Raw genomic sequence first — 25,252 nt, 5'->3', positions numbered from 1 at the left:
ACCTGGTTGACGGCGGGCCTGATTGGTAGGGCGGGAGGTGTCTTGGCCCAGCGGGGTGCGGTGCCCATCAGTAGAAACAATATCGCCCTCGCTGCCTGTGGCAGCGAGGGCGATGTCGTTTCTGCGTGGGGGTTGTTGAAGATTCGCCAGTGTGCGGCTTTATCCCCTCAGCCCATCGCGGCTGCACGGGTTCTGGCCCGCTTGCGCAGGGCGATGATGATGGTGGTGCTTAGCAGCAGAACGGCAATCACGATCAAGCTGGCGCTGATCGGCCGAGAGAAGAAGATGCTGAGATCCCCCTGGGACATGGCCAGCGAGCGCCGCAATTCGCTTTCAGCGATGGGGCCGAGGACCAGGCCGAGAATGATCGACACCAGCGGGAACTTGATCTTCTCGAGAAGAAAGCCGAGGACGCCGAAACCCAGCATCAGCCACACGTCGAACATCGAATTGCGCACCGAGTAGGTACCGACGATGCAGCACATCAGGATGATCGGGCCGAGTGCCGAGTAGGGGACGTTGAGCAGGCGGGTGAACAGCTTGATGAACGGCTTGGAGAACGCCAGGATCATGAAGTTCACCACGAACAGTCCGGCGAATACCGCATAGATCAGGTCGCTTGAGGTCAGCATGAACATCGGCCCCGGCTGCAGGCCATGCATGATAAAGGCGCCAAGGATGATCGCGGTAGTGCCACTGCCCGGAATGCCCAGCGCAAACAGGGGCACCAGGGCGCCCATGGCGGCGGCGTTGTTGGCGGCTTCCGGTGCGGCAATGCCTTCCGGTGCGCCCTTGCCGAACTTTTCCGGATGCTTGGACCAGCGCACCGTCTCGCTGTAGCTGACCATGGCCGCGGTGCTGGCGCCGATGCCGGGCAGAATGCCGATGATCACCCCGAGAATCGACGAGCGCGACAGGGTCACCCCGATCTTCTTCAGGATGGGGGCGTCGAAGATCTTGATCTTGACCTTGGTCAGCGGCTGTTCGGCATCCCGGGAAAGTGAACGCTTCATCACCTCGGACACCGCAAAAAGCCCGACGATGACGGGAATCAGGCCAACCCCTTCCGCCAGGTTGAGGTTGTTGAAGGTGTAGCGACTGGTGCCGGTAAGAGGGTCAATGCCGATGGTGGCGATCAACAGACCGAGGGTAGCCCCGATCAGCCCAAGGATCAGTCTGCCGCCCAGTGAGGCGACCACGGTCAGGCCAAGAATGGCCAGGGCAAAGTACTCTGGCGATGAGAACTTCAGCGCCACCGAGGCCAGCAAGGGGGTGAAGATGATCAGCGCGATGGTGCCGACCAGGCCGCCGATGGCAGAACTGAGCACGCCGATACCCAGGGCCTTGCCCGCTTCCCCCTGTTGGGTCATGGGGTAGCCGTCGAAGGCCGTCATCACGGCTTCCGGGGTGCCGGGTGCGCGGTAGAGAATGGCGGTGATCAGCCCCGAGAACACGGTAGAGCCGTAGATGGCCGTCAGCAGCATGAACGCCTGGGTCGGATCCATGCCATAGGTGACCGGCAGCAGGATGACCACCAGAATCACACCGCTTATGCCTGGCAGGGCGCCACCGATGAAGCCGATGAAGACGGCCGTGGTCAGAATCAGAAGGTTCATGGGCTGGAAGACCACGCCTAGCCCACTCAGAAAACTCTCCAGCATCGTCAGCTCCTGGGAAGCACGGGTAAAAGATCGTATCGACTGAGGGTCATGGCAACGGTATGCCCAGCAGGGTAGAGAACACGCCCTGTATCAGCACCGCTGCAATGACCACGGTGGCCAGCAGGGCGGCCCAGTGGCGCGCGCCGAGCAGTAGCGTGCAGGCCAGGGTGAACATGACGGTGGCCAGCAGGAATCCGGTGACGGGCATCAGCAGCGTGTAGGCCACGGTAGCCCCCATTACCCACCAGTGGCGGTGGGCCGCGATAACGCCTGACGTTGAAGAGGCTGCCGGCGTGTTCAGCTCAGTTGGCGCGACCAGTGGATCGTCTGCCGTGGCGTTGGGCACGTCAGTCGCTGACTCTGGGTCGCTTTCACGACTGAGGCCTTGCTGCGCTTCCTTCTTCTGGGCCAGTCGCGTGCTCACCAGCAGAGTGGCTGACAGGACAATCAACAGCAGCAGCAAGGACAAGGGCCACAAGCGCGGGCCGATGAAGGTCGAGACGTCCTCGGAGCTGGGGAAATTCAGGGTCGGTACCAGCGTGATGCCGGCAAGGACCAGCAGCAAGACTGCAAAGACGGTGAACTTGGTATGCATGGTGAGGCTCGGTTCACGATGGGGCAGAGCAGACCGCTGTCTCTGGCCCCGGGGTGGGAGCCGGGCATAGCCCGGCCCTCATGGGGGTGGCCGTCACGGCCCTGACGATCCGTTGCGGCGCACACCGGTGTACAGATCAGTTGTTTTCCAGCAGGCGCGTGTACAGCTCCAGGTTCTGCTCGAGCTTCTCGCGGTAGGCGTCGCTACCCAGCCAGCCTTCACGGTAGTGCAGGTTGACGCGCTCTTCGTACTCCTGGTACGTCTCGGAGTCGTAGACGCCCTTCAGGGTGGTCTCGAGTTTTTCGACGATGGCGTCAGGCGTGTCGGCGTGGACGAAGATGCCGCGCTCGTTGCCATCGGTCAGGTCCCAGCCGTTTTCCACCGTGGTGGGAATGTCCGGGAAGTTGCCCAGGCGCTCTTCCGCGAAGACCAGGATCGGCATCATCTCGCCGGATTCCATGTAGCTCAGGACCGAGCTGATTTCACCGAACAGGCCATCGATGTTGCCGCCCATGACGTTGGCCGCCACGCTGCCTTCTTCGTCATAAGGGATGAAATTGATGTCCAGGCCCGTGGCGTCACGGAATGACAGGAAGGCCATGCGGTCCGGGCTTGCTGCGTGGGTGCCGCCGATGATCACTTCGCCGGGATTGGCTTTGGCGTGCTCCATGAAGGCGTCGAAATCGGCGTACTTGTCCGGATCGACGATCAGGGTCATCACGTCGGACTGCATGCGCGCCACCGGCGTCAGCTGGTCGAGGCCAGTGGGGTTCTGACCGGCCGCCAGCGAGGTCACCAGGGTGGACGAGGCGAAGTCCAGAGTGTGGCCATCGGCGTCACCATTGGCGGTGCGCTGGTGAGCCAGTGCCCCGGATGCGGACGGCAGGTTGATCACCGTGACGCGGGTATCCATGGCCTCTTCGAGCAGCGGCTTGATGGTGCGCGCGAAGTTGTCGGTACCGCCACCGGCGCCGGCGGCAACCAGGAATTGAAGTGGCTTGGACGGAAAGTCCGCAGCGTCATCGGCGGCGAAGACAACGGGACTGGCAGCAGCAAGGGTCAGGCCAAGGGCGCTGGCAGTAAGGGCGAGATGTCGGCTAAGCATGGCGTTCTCCGAAAGGATTGTTGTGGTTAGGCGTGGGCTTTAGCCCGTTGAGTGCCAGTGGATTCGGCCCGACGTCAGGCCGGCGACGAACTGTGTTCGGCAGTCGAGAAGAACATCGCATCCTGCTCACGGCGCAGCGTCAGCAGAGTCGACTCGGGAAGCGTCACATCGGCCAGGGTAATCAGCTGTCCTGCAGCGATATCGCGCTTCAGCGTGGCGCCTGGAAGCAGGTAGAACGGCACGGGCGTCTTGGCGACCAGGGCTGAGGCCGGGTGTACCTCTGGCTGAAGGCCTGCGATGTGTCGGTGGTGGCCCTTCATTTCCAGCGCCTGGCCGCCTTCCAGCGGGGCCGTCGCCCTTGCGACCAGGTCCACTGCCGGGCGGGTCGCCTGACCGCCGCCGGAGGGCAGGCCCTTCAGCACAGCGTCAAGCAGGGAGATCGGTGCTTCGAGGCCAAGCAGGTGGCGCGGCAGATAGACCATGGCGCTCTTCTTGCTGCGACTCAGGATATGACCCTTGCCTTCCAGCACCTGCCAGGCGTGGTCATCTTCACAGCGAACGACGACAAACACGCCACCGGCAAAGCTCAACTCGTCCGGGCGGCGCAGGCAGTTGAACACCTCCAGGCGGCCACTGCCGGCGAGCACGCCACCATTGGCCTCCAGGTCCAGCAGCGTCGGCACTTCGTGAGTGCGCAGCACCAGGGCATGAAAGGCGGGGTCATCGGGCAGTAGACCCGTGGCGTTGGCTACGTTGGTCATCTCGCACAGATCCGGAGCGGAGATCTGCGGAATGGCGTTGAGGTGTTCGCCCCGTGCACGCACCACGCTGCGTTCATCGCCTTCTGGCAGTGTCCACAGGTTGGCCATGTCCGGCGCGTCATAGCGAGTGCCGTTGCACCAGATCGCCTGGTCGTCCTCATCCCAGACAAAGTCGTATTCACTGCTCTTGCCGGCAGCGATGATGTCGAATCCGAGTGTCTGCGCCCAGCTGACCAGTCCAATCAACAGGCTCGGCTGGTCACCGTCCAATGGTGTGAACAGGCGATTGTGACGATTGCCCAGGCGGGTCAGGTAGGGACCGACCACGGATTCAGTTTCCTTGGTAGCAATACCGACATGCTTACCCGCCTTGAGTGCGCTGGCAGCGTGAGCCGCACCTGCATTTGGTATACCAGTGCTTTCCACCAGGATATCGAAATCCAGGTGCTTGACGATCTCCAGGTCACCGGTCGCCAGATAGTGGCCAGCCTGCCACGCAGCCGAAGCCTCCTCGGCAGAATGGCATACCGCGATACGCGAAAGTGGAATTCCCGCCTTTTCAAGGGCTTCTGCTGCCACTGCGGCGTTGATGTCGACCGCGATACGCGCATTCATACCCGGCATCTGCTGGGCCTGACGGAGGATGCCTCGGCCAAAGTCGCCGGCACCTGCCACGCAGGCTTCGACGGTAGCGGCGGTGTCAAAGTGATGTAAGTAGTTCATGTAGTGAGGCATCTCCGTGCTGGCTGGCCCATTTCGCCCCGCTGTTGAGGGGCAGCCTTGCTCGCTTCAAGCGGCGGGCTGGGTGGGGCGAGTGGTTCATGGATGCTGTGAAATTTAGTGGTATACCATTTTTAAGGTCAAACATTGGGCACCTAGACCTTGGTAGTAATTCCTGTATCTTTAGGGATAACCGCATGAAAAATATACGATTAAAAGTTCGCGTCAAAACGCGGCCAAGTTTGATTGAGATTTTTTGGTATGCCATTCTTATCCCACCTCAGGATCATGATGGCGACGACGATGGATGAAGCGGCAATGGACCCACGGGAAGGGCTGGTAGAGAAGGTGGCGAACTACCTGCGCGAACACATCGTGATGGACCATTTTCAGCCCGGGCAACGGTTGCCAGAGCGCAAGCTGGCCGAAGAGCTGGACGTCTCACGTACCCCCATGCGCGAGGCCTTCAAGATCCTCGCGGCCGAGGGCCTGGTCGTCATTTCCCCGCGGCGAGGCGCCGTGGTCGCCGACGTCAGCCCCCAGGACGTGCAGGAAAAGGCCTACGTGCTGAGCGTGCTGGAACAGTCCGCCGCCGAGCTCTGCTGCGTCAATGCCACCGACGACGACATCGCCGAGCTGCAGGCCCTGCACTTCGAGATGAAAGCCGCCTTCCTGCGTCGCGACCGGCAGAACTACTTTCGCTTGAACCAGGCGATCCACAACCGCATCGTCGCGCTTTCCGGCAACAACTCACTGATCGAGATCCACGCCACCCTGAGCCGACAGCTCTATCGCGTGCGTTACCTCTCCAACCTGAAGAACGAAAAGTGGTCGGTGGCCATGGAAGAACACGAAGCCATCATGGCCGCCCTGGAAGCCCGTGACCCCAAGCAGGTGGGTAATGAACTGCGCAACCACCTGGGCAAGACGTGGATGAAGTACGCCAATCCCGCGGCGGAGGACCAGCCCTACGCCGATGTCGATACCGAGAGCGGCCAGTAGGTGAGGGACCAGTAGGGAGGAAGGTATGGTAGGAGAGGCAGGCGGCGCCGCTAAGCCATGGTCGAGATAGCAAGGCTCTTGTGGCAAGGTGTAGCGCAGATGGGGTAGTGACGCTAAACGGGTAGCGAGGGGGGCAGGGCCGCCTGACTAGCCGGACGAGTGATTATGGGGGATAAGTCCGTCAGCCAAGCCCGGGAGCCGCATTACCGATGACTGCGGGGAAGGTAACGGGCGCGGATCCGTGACTTTCGTTCTTCCATCCGGGATTTCGCAGTGTCGTGATCGACAAAGGTCGCCGCACCGGTTTCTAGCCTGTCAAACACTCGCTTGACCTGAAGCGATAACCAGTCGTGGTGTGACGTTGCTTGGCGCTGTTGCTCGGCGAGCTGTTCCGCCAATTCCCTGCAGGCGCCACTGAGCGTACGCCCCTGGCTCTCTGCTATCTGCTGGGCTAGGCGTTTGGTCTCTTCATCGATACGAAACTGTATACGGGTATCCATCTGAAGGCCTCGGAGCTCATTCCGACGTGCACACAGATGTCAGCTCGTCTTGGTGTCCAAGGGAGGGGCAGGATCCTCTTGCAGCGGTGGGCGCGAAGACATCTCACGGCAGGGCTACCTCGCAAGCGGAGTCTCAGAAACGCGCGAAGCCGTTCCCGTCAACGGTGGCTAAGTATCTTAGGCTTGATCTGCAACACATCGTGATTATCCGGCGACAAGATGAATAGGACATAACTCCGTCAGCCATAAGTGAGTGATCGCTTGCTCATGCGGGTTGGCGCAATCCTATCAGCATGAATCTCTCTCCCCAGTTCTTATATAAGAAGCTGCGCCCAGAAAGGAGTTTTCGAATTTCAACAGCTTATAAGACATAGACTAAAAAACGCGAAAATTCTTTCCCATTCCACGCATATTTTGTCTATTCTGCTCTTATTGGCATACACCAAGCCATAAAAGTGCCCTTTAGAGCACGATAAAACGATCATGCGCAGGGATAGGAAAGCCGACTATGGCCAAGGGATGACCAGCCAACGCTAATCTGACGTTACATGCAGCACGACGCCATCTAATTGGCGGGATGCTGCGTACCCGGTTACCCGCACTGACTTCCCCCCTTCTCCTGATCGCACAGCGGCCTTCGTCGCACTGGGTGGTCATTTCCCGTGGCCGCCGTGGCGGTAGCGTGCCTGTTGGGTGATTCGTAGGTGAAGGGGAGGTGGGTTTTTCTCCCGGTCACATGGTGTTGGTGTTTCTCTGCGTGAGGTATTCCATCGTGCATACGGAATAAATCACAGAATTTAAAGGCATGCTCGAGATGGTGAATCAGAGGCCGTGTTTATTGCGCATAGGCGCTATAAAGTTATGGCTACTCAATTGCTTTGCAATCGCTGAATAGCGATTTTTGGCATGCGCGATTTTAACATGACCATGCACGTTTTATTCCAGATAACGCCGTCATCAAGTGATGAATATACGCATTAACTCAAAGGTGTAGACTGCAACCTAGGCAGAGTCGTGCGGAATGTAAATTATCAGCTCCGCTGAATAAAAAAGTTATGCAGCTTGACCAGAGATAACCAATGAATGCAGAAGTGTTCAATCGAATAAGGCGGATATTGTTCTCAACGGTTCACGACCAAAGGCGGGGTTTTACGGCAGTATATGACTATCGTGAGGGGTACCGAAACAAGCTCGGGCCCGCAAGCTATTCAGGCATAAAGGCAGAGATCGCCTTTTATCAGCAATGTGGACAAGAGTTCAGTCTTACCATCGCGGGAGATATGGGAGAGCATGCGGGTTTTGCAGGAAAATTCGGGTCATAGGTCTCGCGGTTTGATGTAACTACCAATATCTTTTTTTAGAACTTCTCGGATTACGAACCATATATAGAGCGTGGGCCGCGTTATAAAATCGCTCTACTTGATCAGGGGAACTTTGAGGTTATTGACGTATATGACCTCGCTTTTCGGCGATGCGAATCTTACGGTGGTTATCGGATTCTATCGGTGGCCCTATTAGACCAAAATTATAATCGCCACGGTGAGCCGACATGGACGAACGACCAATTGCTTTTTGATATTTGTTCCGTGTGCCATGAGTGGACCGAAAAGGAGCGATTAACACATTTCGGATTATTTAGTCCTCAAGAATACTTTGACGACATCAATGAGCCGGAACTGGGTGTAGCGGCAGCCGAACGACATTCAATTGAATCGTACAAGTATCTTCGGCGGGAATTTGACGACCACCTGATGTCTGTCGCCCAGCATCGATATATGGTGACCGAACCCAGAGGCGGTGGTTACTGGGCACCTCACTTAGTCTTCAAGAATGAAGCTGTAGCGATCGATCTTCCTGAGGAAATTGAGTGTGGTCATATATCGTAAGCATAACAAGCTGCTGCACGCGGATAAATTACTCGCTGCGCTCCTAATTTACCGATGAGCAGGGCGTTATGTATTCCGAGAGCTGACTGATAGTGACCATAGAATGAGTGAACCGCAGCTAAAGCCCTACTATGTTTACGAGCTCGTCGATCCACGTTGCGGAACTGCCTTTTACGTCGGCAAGGGGAAGGGCCAGTGGGCTTGGACCCACGGCGCTGAAGCTGGAACATCAACTGATGACAACGAAAAGCTAGCCAGAATCTGTGAGATACGGGTGGCTGGAGAGAAAGAGCTAGCAATCGTCATCGGTAGTTATGAAACCGAGGAATAAGCGTATGCTGTCGAAGCCACACTTATACATTGGGTGTACGGCTTTTACAGTTTAACGAATGTTCAGGGAGGGCATGGTGGCTCTACGATTCGCCCGAACGGCGCTATAGACGAGATTCCAGGCATGATATCCCGAGGCGGGCTTACCGCCAATCTGGAGAGTATTCTAGAGCCATGACTCGCGCTCGCGATCAAAATGACACAGTGTCGTTCGCATTGCAGATAAAGCGAGCGTTAGAGGAAGAGCTAGATGTGGGTTTTACTGATCCGGATCTCGGTGAGAGCCATAAGACATTGATCTACTTCTACTTCGATGCCGCGAGGCTTTGTATTGGTATCACTCACACTTAGAACCCGACCATGTGGTTGGCGTTTAAGCCGACTTGAAAATCGGTAATAGAGAAGAATAGATTTCTGAGACTCGCAGTCGGCGCTGGGCTATACATCACCAATGCCAAGAATCTAGCAAGGTATCCGGACTATAGCGGCACTCGTGAGATTGACGTGATTGTCAGGGAAACCAGAAAAGAAATTCAGCTGCTGGAACACGGCTACGTATAACAAAGCGCTGCTGCTGTACAATTTGTCCGCTACACTAAAAATTTGCCGCAGAGCGCGGCGTAAGCTTTCCGGCTAAACGAGGAGTAAAGAATGAATCAGCTAACTCTAATCCCTAGAGTAGAAGAGGGAGAAATAATTCCTCAACGTACAGCTGATGGTTACATAAGTGCAACTGCACTTTGTCAGTCTGTTGGGAAAAGGTTTTCAGACTACAAGGTTTTGAAAACGACTCAAGCATTCATTGCGGAGCTAGAAGCTCAAACTGGCCTGCCAGAAAATCAACTAATTCATATAATCAGCGGCGGCACTCCCCAGCTACAAGGTACTTGGGTTCATCCTTATTTAGCGATAAATTTAGGCCAATGGTTGTCCCCAAAATTTGCAGTAAAGGTATCTCAATGGGTTGCTGAATGGCAGCAAGGTGGCGCCAAGGCAGTAATGCCTATCCATATTGATCGCTACATGAAAAATAGAGGGAAAGTTCCTTATACTCATTTTTCAATGCTAAATGAATTAACACTAAATTTAATTGCTCCTATGGAACAGGCTGGATACACGCTACCACAAGAAATGGTCCCTGATATTTCGGAGGGACGAATGTTTTGTAAGTGGCTCCGTGATAATCGGGATATTGAACCCAATAGCTTTCCTACGTACCAGCACGAGTATCCAGATGGTCGAGTGGTCCCGGCGAAGCTATATCCCATTGAACTTTATGAGGATTTTCGGAGGCACTTCAATGAAACATGGCTTCCTAAACAAGCTCCCAAATATTTTGGACAACGAGACAAAGTCGCTTTGCAATTTATAGAAACTTTACTCTTATCTAAGAATTAAAGATAACTATGCCAATCACGGCGACAACTTTTTCGTTGCGGCTTCGTCTCCACTACAAAACTGCGCTTGTTGGCGGCGTTAGCACTATAAGCGTACGGATGTAGTCATGCGTTACAAATTGATCTAAAGTAACTGTGTATTAAAAAAGCCAAGGGTATCGTATGCTTAGTTGGTTGGCAAAAATTATGCTCACATGTACAGCGATAGCACCCGTTGGGTTCAGTTATGCTTGGATCGCATGGTTTGCAGATAAGAAGGAGTTTGCAGGGCTTTCTATAGCAGCATCGTTGTTTTTAGTCTTTGTTTGTATCTGGGTTTTGAGATACGCAAAAAAGAACTTGGAATCGTTCTCTTTTCAAGTTTCTTCAGTTGAAGCAGCAGATCGTGAGAATATGGCCTTTCTGTTGTTATATCTTTTACCACTTTTCACTGCTAGTTTTGATGCACTGAATTGGGTTGTATGGGCGCCAATTTTAATTATATTTGCCCTTATTACTAGTACGGGATATAGTTATCACTTCAATCCACTTTTAGGCATAATGAAGTGGCACTTTTATAAAGTAGGAACTCCCGAGGGTGTTACGTATGTACTTATTACAAAGAAAGAACTTCGACGTGCTAGCGATCCGCTAGTAGTTGTTCAGTTAACGGAATATATTGTTCTTGATATAGGGGAAGATTAATTGGCTAGTCAAAACTTTTTTGCGCTTATAAAAAATGATAATGGCAGTACTCAGGTGAAACGAATTCGAGTGCAAGGCCCATTACAAAATGAACTTGTCAGTTTATTTGGTCATCAATTAGTTAGCTTTAACCATGACGTGGATATTGAAGTGCCATTTAATGGTGACTGGAAGCCTGATGCAAATGAAGTGCTGGTTTTAACTGATGTAGACGAAGCTCAAGTAATGGTGGACGCAATTAATGAAAATGCTAGCTCATTTCATGCTCTGCAATTATCTAACTTTGCTTCGGAACCGATCAAGGCAGTGTTTACAGGATTTGTAGAAAACAATGAAACTACTGTATTGGTTCAAAAGTTCTCTAGTCGTCAAGCTCTTTCTTTAAGTCAAATCCCGATCATCAAAATGCAAACAGGTAATACGTTCGTAAAGGCAACTGAAGATATTTTTACTTTAGACAATAAGTTGGTGGCTGTCATTGTTGGCAATAGAACAAAGTTTAAAAGCTTTCACAATGCTCGTATGGTATTCAACTTAGTCAACTTTTACCAAGAAGCTACAGATACAGATCTTAATGCGATTTGTCAGCATGCCTCTTTAGAAGTAGCAGATGCTGGCAATTTTGTTGCTGAAGCAGATAGCCAAGTGAGGAAAATGGTACATACGATTTCATCGACTGCACTATTGGATATCTATTCTGTTGCTGACATCCAAACCGCCGCACAGCAGTTCCCAAACGTTCCTATTACCGTTGTCCAAGGTAAGCTTGTTCTTCCATCTGATAAGCGTGAGCTAAAAGAAGTTCTCCATTTTTTGTTAGAAGATATATATAAAGGGCCTTTGTCGGGTAGTAATTATTTAACAAACTCTAAGCGAGAAATTTAGTGCTAATAATGACATTGAAGGCAGATTCGAAAACGTGTGATGGACTTGTATGACTTAACTCAAAACTCTGAGTTAAAGAATAATAATTGCAGTTTTTGAATTATAAAATCACAAAGTCAGTCGGAAGTACGTAGTTAAACTGCGCCGCTGCTGTGAAGCGACCCCCTCGCGAGCTGCACCCGGCTCAACAATCGAGCTCTCGTGATAAAAAACGCGCTCGACCGTGAGCTTACCGATCTCTTGGCAGAGGGCATCGATCTCCTCCTGGTTCTTGTGAGCGGCTTTTCCGCCCTTGCCGTCAAAATGCCCAGACGCCTTCTCCTGCAGCTCGCTCTTCCATTGGCTCACCTGCGTGGGGTGAACACCAAACCGGGCGGCAAGCTCTGGCGTGGTCTGATCGCCCTTCGGGGCAGCGAGCGTGACCTTGGCCTTGAACTCACCGCTGTGATGTCGACGTTTTCTGCTCATGATCAGGGTCTCCTGGTCGGTCTGATCAGAGCTTAGCGCCTGGTCCGAAAACTGGGGACCATTTCACTCTGCCATTGCTCGGCTTCGCTCTCGGCGAGCTTTGCTTCCAGTGCTTTCTCTAGCCTGGCCGATAGGTCGACATTTATATTCCGGACCCTTTCTGGCAAGTCGCTATTTATATTGTGGTTTGTGGCTTTTTGGGAGTCGCCTGATCGTATAACATTTGCATTTGTGTCGACCTGCTTTTCAACGTCATCACCAGCATGCGCAGTCGTTTATCCATTGGCAACTACGTTGCCAGGTGCTGCAGGCAAACAAGGCGGGATTAACGTGAGAGTCCTACTCTGGTGTGTTGCGGTGGTGCTGCTATTGCTGATGCTGTTGAGCAGTGCTGGATTCTTGCAGGGCTCGCTGGAGCTGTTTCCGACCGAGGCGCAGCAGCGTCAGGTTCGATTGGGCTACGGGGTGGCGTTTATTGGCTTTGCCGTGCTCGAACTCTGGGTCGTGATGTTGCTTTGGAGGGAGAGAAGAGAGAGACGAGAGAGAAGAGAGCGAAGGGCTGTTCGCCGTTAGGTTGTCGATGGCTGGTTTCAGACCGCTAGAACCAAAAAAAGCCGTGGCTTGATGCCCCGGCTTTTTCGTTCTGCGTGCAGCTATATCGTTCCGTGGCTGCCTAGCCTTCTACCGCGTACCGCCACCAGCACAGGCCTGGCTTGGCGAAGTCGAGCAGGCGTGACGAGCGACGAGCAACGATCTGCTGTAGCTCTTTACCCCCTTGTTGCGGGATGGCGTGCCGCTGGCGGTGGCCAGCGGCCTTGGGTGGGGGCTCAACACTTGCTGATGGCTGTTTTCGTATGATCGTGCAACGTCGGGGCGACTGATGTGCCGCCATGTGCTTTTAGCCAGTCGCAGGCAGTGACGATGTCTTTAGCCAAGCCCTTGATGACGTTGCGGTTGAGGTGGGGGCGCACCACGATGCGCAGACTGGTCACGGTTTCTGCATTCGGTGGCATGGAGTAGGCCGAGAGTACCCATCCACGTTCACGCACCTTGGCGGAGATATCAAACTCATTGAAGGTATCGAAGCCGTCTTTCAGCGTGAGCGCGACCACCGGAATTCGCTGTGTCTGATTCATGATGTCAAAGTAGCCGCTTTCCACCAGTAAGTTGCGCAGGTATTTGGCGTTCTCGACGGTATGCAGCATGATCTCGCGGTAACCGTCGTACCCGAGGCGAATGAAGGTGTAGTACTGGTAGGCGACTTGGGCAGCGCTGCGGGAAAAGTTGAGGGTGGCCGTGGGCATCTCGCCGCCAAGGTAATTGACGTAGAACACCAGATCCTCGTTGAAGGTCTCACGGTCACGGAAGATCACCCAACCCAATCCCGGAGGCACCAGCCCAAACTTATGGCCTGATGCATTGATGGACTTGACCCGTGGCAGTCGAAAGTCCCATGGGTAGTCGGGGTAGAGGAAGGGATTGACGAAACCACCAGACGCACCATCGATATGCATGGGCACGTTGTGGCCAGTGCGTCGCTCGTAGTCGTCCAGCCAGTCATGAATCGCTTCGATGTCGTCATCTTCACCCGTGAAGGTCTGGCCAGCGATGGCGACGACGGCAATGGTATTCTCGTCCACCAGTGCCTCAAGGTGTTCTGTTGTGAGTCGATAATTGCCGGGCTTGAGTGGCGCAATTCTTGGTTCGACATCGAAGTAGCGCAGGAATTTCTTCCACACGATCTGGACGTTGCCACCGGTCACCAGGTTGGGCCGCGACGTCTCCTTGCCAGCGGCCTCGCGGGCCTGGCGCCAGTTCCACTTGTGGGCCAGTCCTGCCAGCATGCAGGCTTCGGAGGAGCCCACCGTCGCTGCTCCATATGGGGTGGCCTCCTTCGGCCCGTTCCACAGGTCATGCAGCCAACGGACCATTCGCTGCTCTATAGCGAACAGCTGTGGGTACATGTCATGGTCAATAAAGTTCTTCAGAAAGTGCTGTTCAAGCACCTTGAGAGCTTCGGGTTCGGTAAAGGTGGTGACGAAGGAGGAAAGGTTCATGACAGGCTGGGCGTCGGTCCAGGCCTCCGAGTTGACAATGGCCTCTGCCGCTGAGGCCGAGATGCTGCTTCTGGGAAAGTGATGCTCGGGTATGTCTTCGTTGTACTCGTTGACGAACAGGTCAAAGGGAGAGGAATGCTTCATGGTGATGCTCCTATGCGGGTGATGGAACACGTCATCAGTTGCCTCGGGCTGGCCTGTCCTCCATCTGGCGAAGTGCCTTCCTTCCCCGTGCCAGGTGTCTGTGGGTCCTTTTCGCCGTGGCTCCCTTTGGATGTGTTATGGCGAGCCTTCGGCAAGGCTACGCGTCGTGTATTCCTCCGATAGGCGACGATTGCTCTAAATCGCATACTCCCAATCGCCAGATGGCGTGTGATATCGCTTCATGGTGGGCGCAGCGCACTGCGACGACCCGCGTAGGGGCGCGTTCACCAGGCCGTATCAGGGTGAGGTAGATGAAATGAGATCAGAGCTCACGTGAACAGGACGGAAGGATGGAGAAAGCCTTTCTTGAGCGATAGCTCGCAATACTGCCGGTCACATTGCTGAATACGTCACGTGCGTTCAGTAAGGGGTACTGTTGCCTGTCGCGTCGGGGAGGGTAGATAGCCTTGGAGTTGACGCGCTTCGACGGGACTTTTCCGGAAGATAACCCGCTTTAGCTGTGCAGCAGTCGTGATGTGGGCTGGCTGTTGTGGGGGCCAGAAACCAAAAAAGCCGGGGCTTGATGCCCCGGCTTTTTCGTTCTGCGTGCAGCTAAGTGGCTGTATCGCGACTTAGCCTTTTACCGCGTACTGCCAGCTCGGGCCGAGTTCGGCGAAGTCGAGCAGGATTTCCGCTGACTCTTCGACTTCGGCGCGGTCGACGGGCTGTTCCTCTTCGGCGTCTTCCTCGGCGGCCAGGTCGGCATCGTCACCGCTTTCGCGGGCATCGCCCCATTCCTCGAGGATGTCGAGGCCGAGGGCTTCACGGCGCTCGTTCTCGAGTGACAGCATCTCGGCGTCCTGGGCGTCGGCTTCACGCTGACGCTGCTCCCGGTTGAGGCTGACGCTGGTGTGCTGCTCGCGCAGGCGGCTCGCCAGTTCGGCCCGCTGCTCCAGGTAATGGAAGTTGGGGTGGTCGTCGGCCCGCTGCTGGTGGCGTGTGCGCAGTTCCTTCAGGTACTGGCGCGGTGTGCCATAGCTGCGGTACTGAACGTCACGTACCGTGTCCCAGGGCAGGGCGTTGTCCAGCGCGCTCTCACCGATAATCTCGGGGTCGAGCAGGCTGGGGTACATGATGTCCGGCTTGACGCCGCGGTTCTGGGTACTCTCCCCAGAGATCCGGTAGAACTTGGCGCGGGTCAGCTTGATCTGGCCGTAGCTCAGGTCATTGAGGGTCTGCACGGTGCCCTTGCCGAAGGTGTTGGAACCCACGATCAGGCCACGGCCGTAATCCTGGATGGCTCCTGCGAAGATTTCCGAGGCAGAGGCAGACAGGCGGTTGACCAGAACCACCAGCGGACCGTCGTAGAGGGTGCCGCTGTCGGTGTCACCGTACAGGCTGATGCGCCCACGGGCATCACGAACCTGCACGGTAGGGCCGCGATCGATGAACAGGCCGATCATCGAGTTGGCTTCCTGCAGGGCACCACCACCGTTGTTGCGCAGATCGAGGACGATGCCCTCGACGCCTTCGGCCTTGAGCTTCTCGACCTCGGCGGCGACGTCACGGGTGGTGGAGCGGTAGTTCTCTTCTCCCGCCTGCCAGGCGTCGAAGTCCACGTAGAAGGCGGGCACCTCGATGACGCCGACCTTGTGCACCCCGTCTTCGCGCTGAACCTCGATGACTTCGCTGGAAGCCGCCTGATCCTCGAGCTTGACGGTGTCGCGGGTGATATCGACCACGGTGGAGCGGGTCATGTCGACGGCTTCACCGGGCACCACCTCGAGACGCACCTCGGAGCCCTTGGGACCGCGAATCAGCTCGACCACGTCATCCAGGCGCATGCCGACCACGTTGACGATGTCCTCGCCTTCCTGGCCAACGCCGATGATGCGGTCGGCAGGCTTGAGTGCGCCATCCTTCTCGGCGGGGCCGCCCGGCACCAGGCTGGCCACCTTGACGTATTCGCCGTCGGCCTGAAGCAGTGCGCCGATGCCTTCCAGTGACAGTCGCATCTGAATGTCGAAGGATTCACCCTGGCGCGGCGACAGGTATTCCGTGTGGGGGTCAACGGTGCCGGTAGCGGCGGCCATGATCAGTCCGAACACATCCTCTGAGTTGGTCTGCTCAAGACGGTGCTTCTGGGTCTCGTAGCGCTCGCGCAGGGTATCGATGACCTTGTCGTCGTCCTGTCCACTGATCGACAGCGTTAGGGCGGCGTTGGCCAGGCGCTTGCGCCACAGCTCGTCCAGGCTCTCCTGAGAGGCGGCCCAGGAGGCGTCTTCGCGATCCAGCTCCAGTCGACCCTGCCCATCGAAGGACATGTCGAGGTCATCGATCTCGTCCAGCATCCAGTCAAGGCGTGCTTCGGCGCGCTCGTGATAGCGCTGGTAGAGGTCGTAGGCCCTGGCCAGGGAGCCATCCAGCAAGGCTTCATCCATGCCGGTGCGTAGATCACCGAAGTCATCCACGTCGTCTTGAAGGAAGTAGGCGCGTTGTCCATCCAACACGTCGAGGTAGCGCTGGAAGGCGCGGTTGGACCATTGGTCGTCCAGCTTCACATCCGCGTAGTGGCCGTAACGCAGCGATTCGGCCACCTCCATGGCCGCCTGACGCTGGTCGTCGCCGGGCGTGGGAGTGGCCAGCGCCGTTGGGGCCGCGATCAGCAGGGAAAGCGCCAGGGCGCGACCCGCAGACTCAATCAGGCTCATCAATGAAGCACTCCAGGATTCGTGTACACTCGTCGGTCTGACACCGACTCGGTCGGCGGGTCCCTTGGACCGGATTCGCATTGTAGCAGCTTGCTGTCAATCCTTGTCCTTTACCGTGTTAACAGAGTAAAGGACAAACCTTGAACCATTACTATCATGCATCAGAGGACGCCCATGTCACAGGAGTGCTTGCCAAAGGATGATACCGAATGCGCCAAAAGGCTCAGTCGGTTGCTCGACTTTCTTCGCCGTTCACCCAGCCCTTGGCATGCCACTGCGAACATGGCTCAGCGGCTCGAAGATGCGGGCTACCGCCATCTGTTGGAGACCGACAGCTGGGAATTGGTTCCCGGCGACCGCTTCTATGTGACTCGCAATGACTCCTCCATCATTGCGGTGAACCTGCCCAGCACGCAACCTCTGTCATCGCTGCGTATGGTCGGTGCACATACCGACAGCCCCAATCTACGACTCAAGACCCATGCTGCCCAGCGTTCGGCGGGGTGGTTGCAGCTGGGCGTTCAGGTCTATGGCGGCGCGCTGCTGTCGCCCTGGTTTGACCGGGATCTGGGCCTGGCAGGCCGCATTCACGTTAGATTGCCGAATGGCCAGGTGAAGGGCGTGCTGATCAACGTCGAGCAGGCGATTGCGATCATTCCCAGCCTGGCGATTCATCTGGATCGTGAAGCCAACGACGGGCGTGCGATGAATGCCCAGACCCAGATGGCCCCGGTCGTCATGCAGGCCGATGAGGACGCGACTCTGGAGAGCCTGTTGCAGGCATGGCTGGAGCAGCAGCACGGACTCGGCGATGCCAAGGTGCTGGACTTCGAACTGGGCTTCTACGACCTGCAGCCGCCGTCACTGGTAGGGCTGCGCCAGGAGCTGATCGCCAGTGCCCGGCTGGACAACCTGCTGTCCTGCTTCATGGGGCTTGAGGCCATGCTGGATGCCGATGGCGACCAGGGCATGGTGCTGGTGGCCAATGACCACGAGGAAGTCGGCAGTGCCAGTGCCTGCGGTGCCCAGGGCCCGTTCCTGGCGGACGTGCTGAAGCGCGTGAATGGGCAGGTCGGTGAGGGGACGGAAGAAGGCTACATTCGCCTGATTCAATCGTCGCGCATGATCTCCTGTGATAATGCCCACGCCCTGCATCCGAACTTCAAGGACAAGCATGACGCGCAGCACGGCCCAAGTCTCAATGGCGGGCCAGTGATCAAGACCAATGCCAATCAGCGCTATGCCACCAACAGTGCCACGGCCGCCATGTTCCGTGATCTGTGCGAGCAGGCGGACGTGCCGGTGCAGACCTTTATCACCCGGGCCGACATGGGCTGCGGCAGCACCATCGGGCCGATTACCGCGACTGAGCTTGGGGTGCCTACGCTGGATGTTGGCGTTCCGCAGTGGGCCATGCACTCGATTCGCGAGACCGCAGGCAGCCAGGATGTCGAGCATCTGACTCGCGTGCTGACGGCGTTTTTCAACCAGCCGACACTGGTCTGACCCTCGAGGAACCCAACGAGATAGGGGCGCTGGGCGGGCATGTGACAGCTGGCATCAGCCATCCCGCATCAGCGCCCTGCAGGATGCAGAGAGACGGCACGCCCTAGACAGTCGCGCCGTCATCCTTGTTTCCAGGCCTGTCGGCCCCTGAAGCTTGGGGGAAAGGTCAGGGTCCCTCGGCCTATCTCGTCACAACGAAAAAGCCCGTCGATCAGGGATCGACGGGCTTTTTCTGTATCTGGTGGCTACGCCCTGACTCGAACAGGGGACCCCATCATTATGAGTGATGTGCTCTAACCAACTGAGCTACGTAGCCTTTCAATGGCGCTGCATTCTACTTGGCTGACCTGGAATGTCAAGCAGGAAGGCGGCGGTGTGGCCGATTAGCGGCGCTGGCAAGTTGCTTGCCGCCCTGTGCTGATGTGCCGGCTGGGCCGAGAACCTGGCGCACAGCGACCGGTCGCCGGGTTACCGCCGGCAACGTGAAAATACTGCTACCTGTCTGAAAGATATAACGAAAACGTCGTTGGCATATGTATTGCTTTTCTCTTGTGGACCGTGAGCGTCGGCGCTAGCCATGGAGCTGTCCTGATCCCGCGCGATGGATACGTCATCGCCAGCAGGATGCCAAACGCCGATTGAAGATCGATTGACGACCACGACAGGGGAGTCGTTGATGATGGAACCCATCGAGACCTTTTACGACGTGATGCGCCGACAGGGAGTCACGCGTCGCTCGTTCCTCAAGTTTTGCTCTCTGACCGCAGCAGCGCTGGGCCTGGGGCCCGCCTATACGGCCAAGATTGCCCACGCCATGGAAACCAAGCCCCGCACACCGGTGGTGTGGGTCCATGGCCTGGAATGCACATGTTGCTCAGAGTCCTTTATCCGGTCGGCTCACCCATTGGTGAAGGACGTGGTGCTGTCCATGATCTCGCTGGACTACGACGACACCTTGATGGCCGCAGCAGGGCATCAGGCTGAGGCGGCGCTTGCCGACACCATCGAACGCTACAAAGGCAACTACATCCTGGCGGTAGAGGGGAATCCACCGCTCAACGAAGACGGCATGTTCTGCATCGTGGGAGGCCGCCCGTTCGTGGACCAGCTGCGGGAGGCTGCGGCCCATGCCAAGGCTGTCATCTCGTGGGGCTCCTGCGCCAGTCACGGGTGTGTTCAGGCCGCCAGGCCCAACCCTACCCGGGCCACTCCAGTGCATAAGGTCATCACCGACAAGCCGATCATCAAGGTGCCGGGCTGTCCCCCCATCGCTGAGGTCATGACCGGCGTCATCACCTACATGCTGACCTTCGATCGCCTGCCCGAGCTGGATCGTACTGGGCGTCCGAAGATGTTCTATTCCCAGCGAATCCATGACAAATGCTATCGGCGTCCGCACTTCGATGCTGGCCAATTTGTCGAGGCCTTCGATGACGAGGGGGCGAGGCGCGGCTATTGCCTTTATAAGGTCGGCTGCAAGGGCCCGACCACCTACAACGCCTGTTCCACCGTGCGCTGGAATGAAGGCGTGAGTTTTCCCATCCAGGCAGGTCATGGCTGTATCGGCTGCTCGGAGGATGGCTTTTGGGATAAAGGGTCCTGGTACGCCCGCCTGCAGGACGTTCACCAATTCGGTATCGAGGCCAATGCCGACCAGATCGGTGGTGCCGTGGCGACCGGTGTGGGCAGCGCGGTCGCCATTCATGCCGCGGTCACCGCATTGAAACGGGCGCAGGTCAAGCGCCAGTCATCCGTCAGCAAGGAGGAGGTCTGATGACACAGACGCGCACACCCAACGGGTTCGATCTGGATAGAAGCGGCCGCCGCATCGTGGTGGATCCCGTCACGCGCATCGAGGGGCACATGCGCTGCGAGGTCAATGTGGATGACAACAACATCATTCGCAATGCGGTCTCCACGGGCACCATGTGGCGTGGGCTTGAGGTCATTTTGAAGGGCCGTGACCCCCGGGATGCCTGGGCCTTTGTCGAGCGCATCTGCGGCGTCTGCACAGGATGTCATGCGCTGGCATCGGTGAGAGCGGTGGAAAATGCCCTGGATATACGCATCCCACGCAATGCTCACCTGATTCGGGAAATGATGGCAAAGGTGCTGCAGTGGCACGATCACGTGGTCCACTTCTATCACCTGCATGCGCTCGACTGGGTCAATCCCGTCAATGCGCTGCGCGCCGATCCCAGGGCCACATCTCGTCTGCAGCAACTGACCGGCCCCAACCATCCGCTGTCATCCCCTGGCTACTTTCGGGATGTGCAGAATCGTCTGAAGACCTTTATCGAGTCTGGCCAGCTGGGCCTGTTCAAGAACGGCTACTGGGACAACCCGGCGTACAAGCTGTCACCGGAGGCGGATCTCATGGCCACCGCCCACTATCTGGAGGCACTCGATCTACAGAAGGAGATCGTCAAGGTCCATACGGTGTTCGGCGGCAAGAACCCGCATCCCAACTACATGGTGGGTGGGGTGCCTTGCGCCATCAATATCGACGGTGACCTGGCTGCCGGGGCTCCGCTCAATATGGAGCGACTCAATTTCGTTCGGACTCGTATGGAAGAGGCCTTTGCGTTCTCCCAGAACGTCTACCTGCCGGATGTGATCGCCATTGCCAGCTTCTACAAGGACTGGCTCCATGGCGGCGGTCTCGCTGGCAGCAATGTGATGGATTACGGCGACTACTCCAAGGTCAACTACGACAAGTCCACCGATCAATTGAAGGGCGGTGCCATCGTCGGTGGTAACTGGGACGAGGTGCACGAGGTCGACCCCACCGATCCAGAGCAGATCCAGGAGTTCGTGGCCCATTCATGGTATCGCTACGCCGACGAGTCAAAGGGGCTTCACCCGTGGGACGGCGAGACGGAACACCACTACGAGCTGGGCCAGGCAACCGTAGGCACCCGTACCCACATCCGGGAATTGGATGAGTCGGCCAAGTATTCCTGGATAAAGTCGCCGCGCTGGCGCGGGCACGCCATGGAGGTGGGGCCACTGGCCCGCTATATCCTCAATTACGCCCAGGGCAACGAGTTCGTCATCGACCAGGTCGACAGCTCCCTGGCGGCCTTCAATCAGCTTGCCGGTACCCGCCTTACGCCACGCCAGGCACTGCCTTCGACGATAGGGCGCACCCTGGCGCGGGCGCTTGAGGCGCATTACTGCGCCTCCATGATGCTCGATGACTGGCACGAACTGGTGGCCAATATTCGAGCAGGTGACCTCGCCACGGCCAACATCGAGAAGTGGGACCCGGCCTCCTGGCCCAGTGAAGCTCGTGGGGTGGGTATCGTGGCGGCTCCCAGGGGCATGAACGGCCACTGGATTCGCATCAAGGACGGCAAGATCGAGAACTATCAGTGCATCGTGCCCACCACCTGGAACGGCAGCCCGAGGGATGCCGAAGGCAATATCGGAGCCTTCGAGGCCTCGTTGCTGGGGACTCCGATGGAAAGGCCGGACGAACCGGTGGAAATCCTGCGCACCCTGCACTCCTTTGATCCTTGCCTGGCGTGCTCCACCCATGTGATGAGCGAGGACGGAGAAGAGCTGTCCCGCGTAACCGTGCGATAGCGGGGGAGGAATCATGTCTCAGCAATCCAAGACGCCGGATGTTGCGCAGACGTCTGCGGCTTCTGTTGACCCAGAAGTGTCGGGCCAGCCGGGCGCATCACGCGAAGGGGGCGCCGGTACTGAGGCCGGCGCGCTACCTGACTCCGTCAGGCAGACCTCGGTCTACGTGTACGAAGCTCCGTTACGGCTATGGCACTGGACCAATGCCCTGGCGATTCTCGTGCTGATCGTCACCGGCTATTTCATCGGCAAGCCGCTGCCGACGGTCTCCGGGGAGGCCAGCGATCACTTCGTGATGGGCTACATCCGTTTCGCGCATTTCACCGCGGGATACGTACTGACCATTGGCTTCTTGTTCCGCTTCTACTGGTCATTGGTGGGTAACCATCATGCCAAGCAGCTGTTCAGACTGCCGCTGCATCGAGGCGAATGGTGGCGTGAAGTCTGGTTCGAGCTGCGCTGGTACCTTTTCCTTGAAAAGCGTCCGCGCAAGTACGTGGGGCACAATCCCCTGGCGCAGCTGGCAATGTTCCTTTTTATCACCCTGGGAACATTGTTCATGATCGTCACGGGGATGGCGCTGTACGCTGAGGGGGCTCTCAGGGGGAGCTGGCAGGACAGCTTGTTCGGCTGGGTCATTCCGCTGGTAGGGCAGAGCCTGGATGTTCACACCCTGCACCGGCTTGGCATGTGGGTCATGGTGGTGTTTATCATCATTCACGTATACGTCGCCATACGCGAAGACATCATGTCGAGACAGAGCATTGTCTCGACGATGATCTCGGGGGAACGTACCTTCAAGGACGATGAACCCTTCTGATGCACTGATTCAGGAGGTCCCGAAGATTTAGAGAGTTCAAACGATTCGGAAGATCCAGAAGGTCTAGAAGAAGAGACCTTGTCATACACACGCTAGCGGGCTACTTACCAACCCGCTAGCGATCCTTGTCAGTTGATGACTCCTCTAGATATCAGGAAAAGGAGCCAGCTTTTCCGTCATATGCAGAAATAAGTGGCCGTTGATATATCTCGCCTTAGCCTGTTTAGAAAGCCCTGTCTCGAAAGCCTCTGTCTCGAAAGCTCCTTCTCGATATCCCCTGTCGCGAAATCTTATCTCTCGTGAAATCTTATCTCTCGTTAACGAGCGACTGGGTACCTCCTGGCTTATCTTGATACACCTTATCGAGACGCATCTCACCTATGTGTGCCGTGCCGGCGATGAAGTCGCCTGTTGATGGAAGAAAATGGACAGAGTGATTACCCCTTTTCCTTTAAATTGTGCTGGATCAATAGAGACATTTTTTCTTGATTACAGCCCGAGCTATTCTGCGACACTGAATTCTTGTTTGGCGAAGCGTTAGTGTTCGCTCAGTAATTCACTGTTTTTACATGCCTATATGTCGATACCGAGCATTTTTATGTTGTCTGCTGTTTACCGGTATCAGCGGCTGATATGACAGGAACTTAGCGCCTTTGAAGGTGGGAGCCGAATGCCTTTAACCATGGATAACAATGACAGCCAAGCATCGTCGATATTGGTGTTGGGAATCGGCAATGTGCTCTGGGCCGATGAGGGATTTGGCGTTCGGGCGGTTGAAGCCCTCCATCAACGTTTTGATGTGCCCCCTCAGGTAACGGTGCTGGATGGAGGCACCCAGGGTCTTTATCTGCTGCCCTACATCCAGGCATGCAGCGAGCTTCTGGTCATTGATGCCATCGACTACGGGCTTCCTCCCGCGACGATCCATGTCGTGCGTGACGATGAGGTTCCGAGCTTTATGGGAGCCAAGAAGATGTCACTGCATCAGACGGGCTTTCAGGAGGTGCTGGCGGCGGCTCAGTTGCTGGGCTGGCAACCTCGACACCTCACGCTGATCGGCGTGCAGCCGCAGGTCATTGATGACTACGGCGGCTCGCTGCGCCCCGAGGTAGCCGCCCGTATCGATGAGGTGATCCAGCTGGCCGTGGCTGAGCTTGGCGCCTGGAAGGTGACGCTGCGTCCCCGTGAGGCGATCGCGGACCTGGGCGGACTGGCCGCACCAGCCCTGGCACTGGATCACTACGAAGGACAGCGCCCGTCGTCGCGAGACGCTTGTCGCCTTGGCGACGCGCGATTTCTTGTCCAGGCAAGCCAGACCGAGACCCTGACCGATACCGACAACGAGACCGACCCCAGGCGCGTGGCGGAGCGGCAACATCATCAGCCCTCTGCGTCCCGTTCTCCGATTCAAGGGCCTGACTGTCTGGACACTACTGGCTGCCCCAGTGAGGGAGGTTCGCCATGAGGATGGGGCTGGCCACAACCGCCGATAGGCTCTCACCGCACGATAGGTGGCAGCCATGTGTGTAGGCATCCCGATGCAGGTGGTGGACGTATCCGGTTCGCTCGCCCTGTGCTGCCGAGCAGCGGGAAGCGCGGCTGAACAGGTGGATATCGCGCTGATCGGTGACGTGGAGATAGGCGATTGGCTGCTGGTGTTTCTGGGTGCAGCTCGGCGTGTGCTCGACCCGGAGGAAGCGCAGCTGATACGCAGCGCCTTGGACGCCGTGGCGCTAGTCGCCAAGGGAGGCGCCATGGAAGCAGGCTACTTCGCGGACCTGGAGGCAGAAGCCCCCAGGCTACCGCCGCACCTCGAGGCCGCCCGTAGGGCCGGAAGGACCAGCGGCTGAGACAAGCTGGAGCGTTGCGGCCGCTCGGGGAAAAGCTCGGGGAAAAGCTCGGGGAAAAGTCGGGATGTGGGAGGACATTGGTGTGAAAAAGGATGTGAGAAAAGGTGCGAGAAAGGATGTGAGAAAAGATGCGAGAGTCGTTGGGAGAGAGCGATGACGGGACCCTTGGGGCGCTTGATCAATGAACGGGGCTATCCCTGCCTGGCCGGGGCTGAATTGCAGGCATTCATGGCAGAGGAGGGGTTGCACGTACTGCTGTTGAGTGGCGATCCAGAGACCAATCTCGAAACCCAGGACGTGGCTGCCATTCTCCCAGAGCTGGTGAGTGCCTTTGCCGGCAAGTTTATGCCCGCGGTTGTCCAGCGACAGGACGAGGACATGATAAGAGAGCGCTTCCAGGTCTGGCCAGTGCCTTCTCTGGTTTTCGTTGAGCAAGGTCAGCTAAAGGGCGTGGTGTCGCGGGTTCGTGACTGGCAGGACTATCTCGAAGAGGTCGGCGCTATCGTCGAGGGAACATCGCCGCACGCCCAGTTGATCGCCAGGCAGTCATAAGTCGTCGGGGTGATTGGCGGGCCTATACAA

General features: G+C 56.9%; 22 protein-coding genes and 1 tRNA gene. 13 read left to right on the top strand and 10 right to left on the bottom strand.

Annotation, left to right across the window (positions count from 1 at the left end; genetic code table 11):
• Positions 1–167: 167 nt before the first annotated feature.
• The 4 genes from KUV86_RS19200 to KUV86_RS19185 form a co-directional block, all read right to left on the bottom strand.
• Positions 168–1,661: a tripartite tricarboxylate transporter permease gene (locus tag KUV86_RS19200; RefSeq protein ID WP_222486224.1), complete on the bottom strand. Its 1,494-nt coding sequence runs from the start codon at positions 1,659–1,661 to the stop codon at positions 168–170.
• 46 nt (positions 1,662–1,707) lie between these two features.
• Positions 1,708–2,256 (bottom strand): tripartite tricarboxylate transporter TctB family protein, encoded by a 549-nt coding sequence (locus tag KUV86_RS19195; RefSeq protein ID WP_206943468.1) that lies wholly within the window; start codon positions 2,254–2,256, stop codon positions 1,708–1,710.
• A gap of 136 nt (positions 2,257–2,392) precedes the next feature.
• Positions 2,393–3,361, bottom strand: coding sequence for a Bug family tripartite tricarboxylate transporter substrate binding protein (locus tag KUV86_RS19190; RefSeq protein WP_222486222.1), 969 nt, complete (start codon positions 3,359–3,361; stop codon positions 2,393–2,395).
• 74 nt (positions 3,362–3,435) lie between these two features.
• Complete coding sequence (locus KUV86_RS19185) at positions 3,436–4,845, bottom strand: flagellar biosynthesis protein FlgA (RefSeq protein WP_222486220.1); 1,410 nt, start codon at positions 4,843–4,845, stop codon at positions 3,436–3,438.
• Positions 4,846–5,133: 288 nt separating this feature from the next.
• On the opposite strand from KUV86_RS19185, the gene KUV86_RS19180 reads away from it, so the two are divergent.
• The gene (locus KUV86_RS19180) at positions 5,134–5,844 is read left to right on the top strand and encodes a GntR family transcriptional regulator (RefSeq protein ID WP_261397716.1); all 711 of its coding nucleotides are present in this window, start codon (positions 5,134–5,136) and stop codon (positions 5,842–5,844) included.
• 203 nt (positions 5,845–6,047) lie between these two features.
• On the opposite strand, the gene KUV86_RS19175 is transcribed toward KUV86_RS19180, so the two are convergent.
• Positions 6,048–6,344, bottom strand: coding sequence for a type II toxin-antitoxin system RelB/DinJ family antitoxin (locus tag KUV86_RS19175; protein WP_222486218.1), 297 nt, complete (start codon positions 6,342–6,344; stop codon positions 6,048–6,050).
• A 1,505-nt stretch (positions 6,345–7,849) separates the two neighbouring features.
• Here KUV86_RS19175 and KUV86_RS19170 point away from each other — a divergent pair.
• The 5 genes from KUV86_RS19170 to KUV86_RS19150 all read left to right on the top strand — a co-directional run bounded on the left by KUV86_RS19170 (position 7,850) and on the right by KUV86_RS19150 (position 11,526).
• Entirely contained in the window at positions 7,850–8,230 is a 381-nt protein-coding gene (locus KUV86_RS19170; protein WP_222486216.1) for a hypothetical protein, read from the top strand.
• Positions 8,231–8,333: 103 nt separating this feature from the next.
• The gene (locus KUV86_RS19165) at positions 8,334–8,561 is read left to right on the top strand and encodes a GIY-YIG nuclease family protein (protein ID WP_222486214.1); all 228 of its coding nucleotides are present in this window, start codon (positions 8,334–8,336) and stop codon (positions 8,559–8,561) included.
• A gap of 650 nt (positions 8,562–9,211) precedes the next feature.
• Positions 9,212–9,958: a KilA-N domain-containing protein gene (locus tag KUV86_RS19160; protein ID WP_222486212.1), complete on the top strand. Its 747-nt coding sequence runs from the start codon at positions 9,212–9,214 to the stop codon at positions 9,956–9,958.
• Positions 9,959–10,119: 161 nt separating this feature from the next.
• Positions 10,120–10,641, top strand: coding sequence for a hypothetical protein (locus KUV86_RS19155; RefSeq protein WP_222486210.1), 522 nt, complete (start codon positions 10,120–10,122; stop codon positions 10,639–10,641).
• On the top strand, positions 10,642–11,526 hold the full coding sequence (locus tag KUV86_RS19150; RefSeq protein WP_222486208.1) for a Kiwa anti-phage protein KwaB-like domain-containing protein: 885 nt from the start codon (positions 10,642–10,644) through the stop codon (positions 11,524–11,526).
• Positions 11,527–11,634: 108 nt separating this feature from the next.
• Here KUV86_RS19150 and KUV86_RS19145 read toward each other — a convergent pair whose 3' ends face one another.
• From KUV86_RS19145 to KUV86_RS19130, 4 genes are all read right to left on the bottom strand, one after another.
• Positions 11,635–11,994, bottom strand: coding sequence for a transposase (locus KUV86_RS19145; protein ID WP_222486206.1), 360 nt, complete (start codon positions 11,992–11,994; stop codon positions 11,635–11,637).
• A gap of 32 nt (positions 11,995–12,026) precedes the next feature.
• Positions 12,027–12,212: a type II toxin-antitoxin system CcdA family antitoxin gene (locus tag KUV86_RS20170; protein WP_409996352.1), complete on the bottom strand. Its 186-nt coding sequence runs from the start codon at positions 12,210–12,212 to the stop codon at positions 12,027–12,029.
• Positions 12,213–12,821: 609 nt separating this feature from the next.
• Entirely contained in the window at positions 12,822–14,195 is a 1,374-nt protein-coding gene (locus tag KUV86_RS19135) for a glutamate decarboxylase (protein WP_222486202.1), read from the bottom strand.
• Between the two features lie 632 nt (positions 14,196–14,827).
• The gene (locus KUV86_RS19130) at positions 14,828–16,906 is read right to left on the bottom strand and encodes a carboxy terminal-processing peptidase (RefSeq protein ID WP_206943446.1); all 2,079 of its coding nucleotides are present in this window, start codon (positions 16,904–16,906) and stop codon (positions 14,828–14,830) included.
• A 174-nt stretch (positions 16,907–17,080) separates the two neighbouring features.
• On the opposite strand from KUV86_RS19130, the gene KUV86_RS19125 reads away from it, so the two are divergent.
• Positions 17,081–18,412, top strand: coding sequence for a M18 family aminopeptidase (locus KUV86_RS19125; protein ID WP_222163583.1), 1,332 nt, complete (start codon positions 17,081–17,083; stop codon positions 18,410–18,412).
• Between the two features lie 239 nt (positions 18,413–18,651).
• Here KUV86_RS19125 and KUV86_RS19120 read toward each other — a convergent pair.
• Positions 18,652–18,728: transfer RNA gene (locus tag KUV86_RS19120), tRNA-Met, on the bottom strand.
• Positions 18,729–19,088: 360 nt separating this feature from the next.
• On the opposite strand from KUV86_RS19120, the gene KUV86_RS19115 reads away from it, so the two are divergent.
• The 6 genes from KUV86_RS19115 (at position 19,089) to KUV86_RS19090 (ending at position 25,222) form a co-directional block, all read left to right on the top strand.
• Positions 19,089–20,186 (top strand): hydrogenase small subunit, encoded by a 1,098-nt coding sequence (locus tag KUV86_RS19115; protein ID WP_277987396.1) that lies wholly within the window; start codon positions 19,089–19,091, stop codon positions 20,184–20,186.
• Positions 20,186–22,000 (top strand): nickel-dependent hydrogenase large subunit, encoded by a 1,815-nt coding sequence (locus KUV86_RS19110; protein WP_222486201.1) that lies wholly within the window; start codon positions 20,186–20,188, stop codon positions 21,998–22,000. Before KUV86_RS19115 ends, KUV86_RS19110 begins: the two co-directional genes overlap by 1 nt.
• Positions 22,001–22,013: 13 nt before the next feature.
• Positions 22,014–22,820, top strand: coding sequence for a Ni/Fe-hydrogenase, b-type cytochrome subunit (cybH, locus tag KUV86_RS19105; RefSeq protein WP_222486199.1), 807 nt, complete (start codon positions 22,014–22,016; stop codon positions 22,818–22,820).
• A gap of 670 nt (positions 22,821–23,490) precedes the next feature.
• Positions 23,491–24,285, top strand: coding sequence for a HyaD/HybD family hydrogenase maturation endopeptidase (locus KUV86_RS19100; RefSeq protein ID WP_261397715.1), 795 nt, complete (start codon positions 23,491–23,493; stop codon positions 24,283–24,285).
• Between the two features lie 55 nt (positions 24,286–24,340).
• Positions 24,341–24,670: a HypC/HybG/HupF family hydrogenase formation chaperone gene (locus KUV86_RS19095; protein ID WP_222486197.1), complete on the top strand. Its 330-nt coding sequence runs from the start codon at positions 24,341–24,343 to the stop codon at positions 24,668–24,670.
• A gap of 153 nt (positions 24,671–24,823) precedes the next feature.
• Positions 24,824–25,222, top strand: coding sequence for a hypothetical protein (locus tag KUV86_RS19090; protein WP_222486194.1), 399 nt, complete (start codon positions 24,824–24,826; stop codon positions 25,220–25,222).
• The last annotated feature ends 30 nt before the right edge of the window (positions 25,223–25,252 follow it).

This window comes from Halomonas sp. DP8Y7-3, assembly GCF_019801675.1.
GTDB classification, from domain to species: domain Bacteria; phylum Pseudomonadota; class Gammaproteobacteria; order Pseudomonadales; family Halomonadaceae; genus Halomonas; species Halomonas litopenaei_A.
Note: the sequence above shows the minus strand (reverse complement) of the source record. Positions and strands in the feature narration are given on the sequence as shown.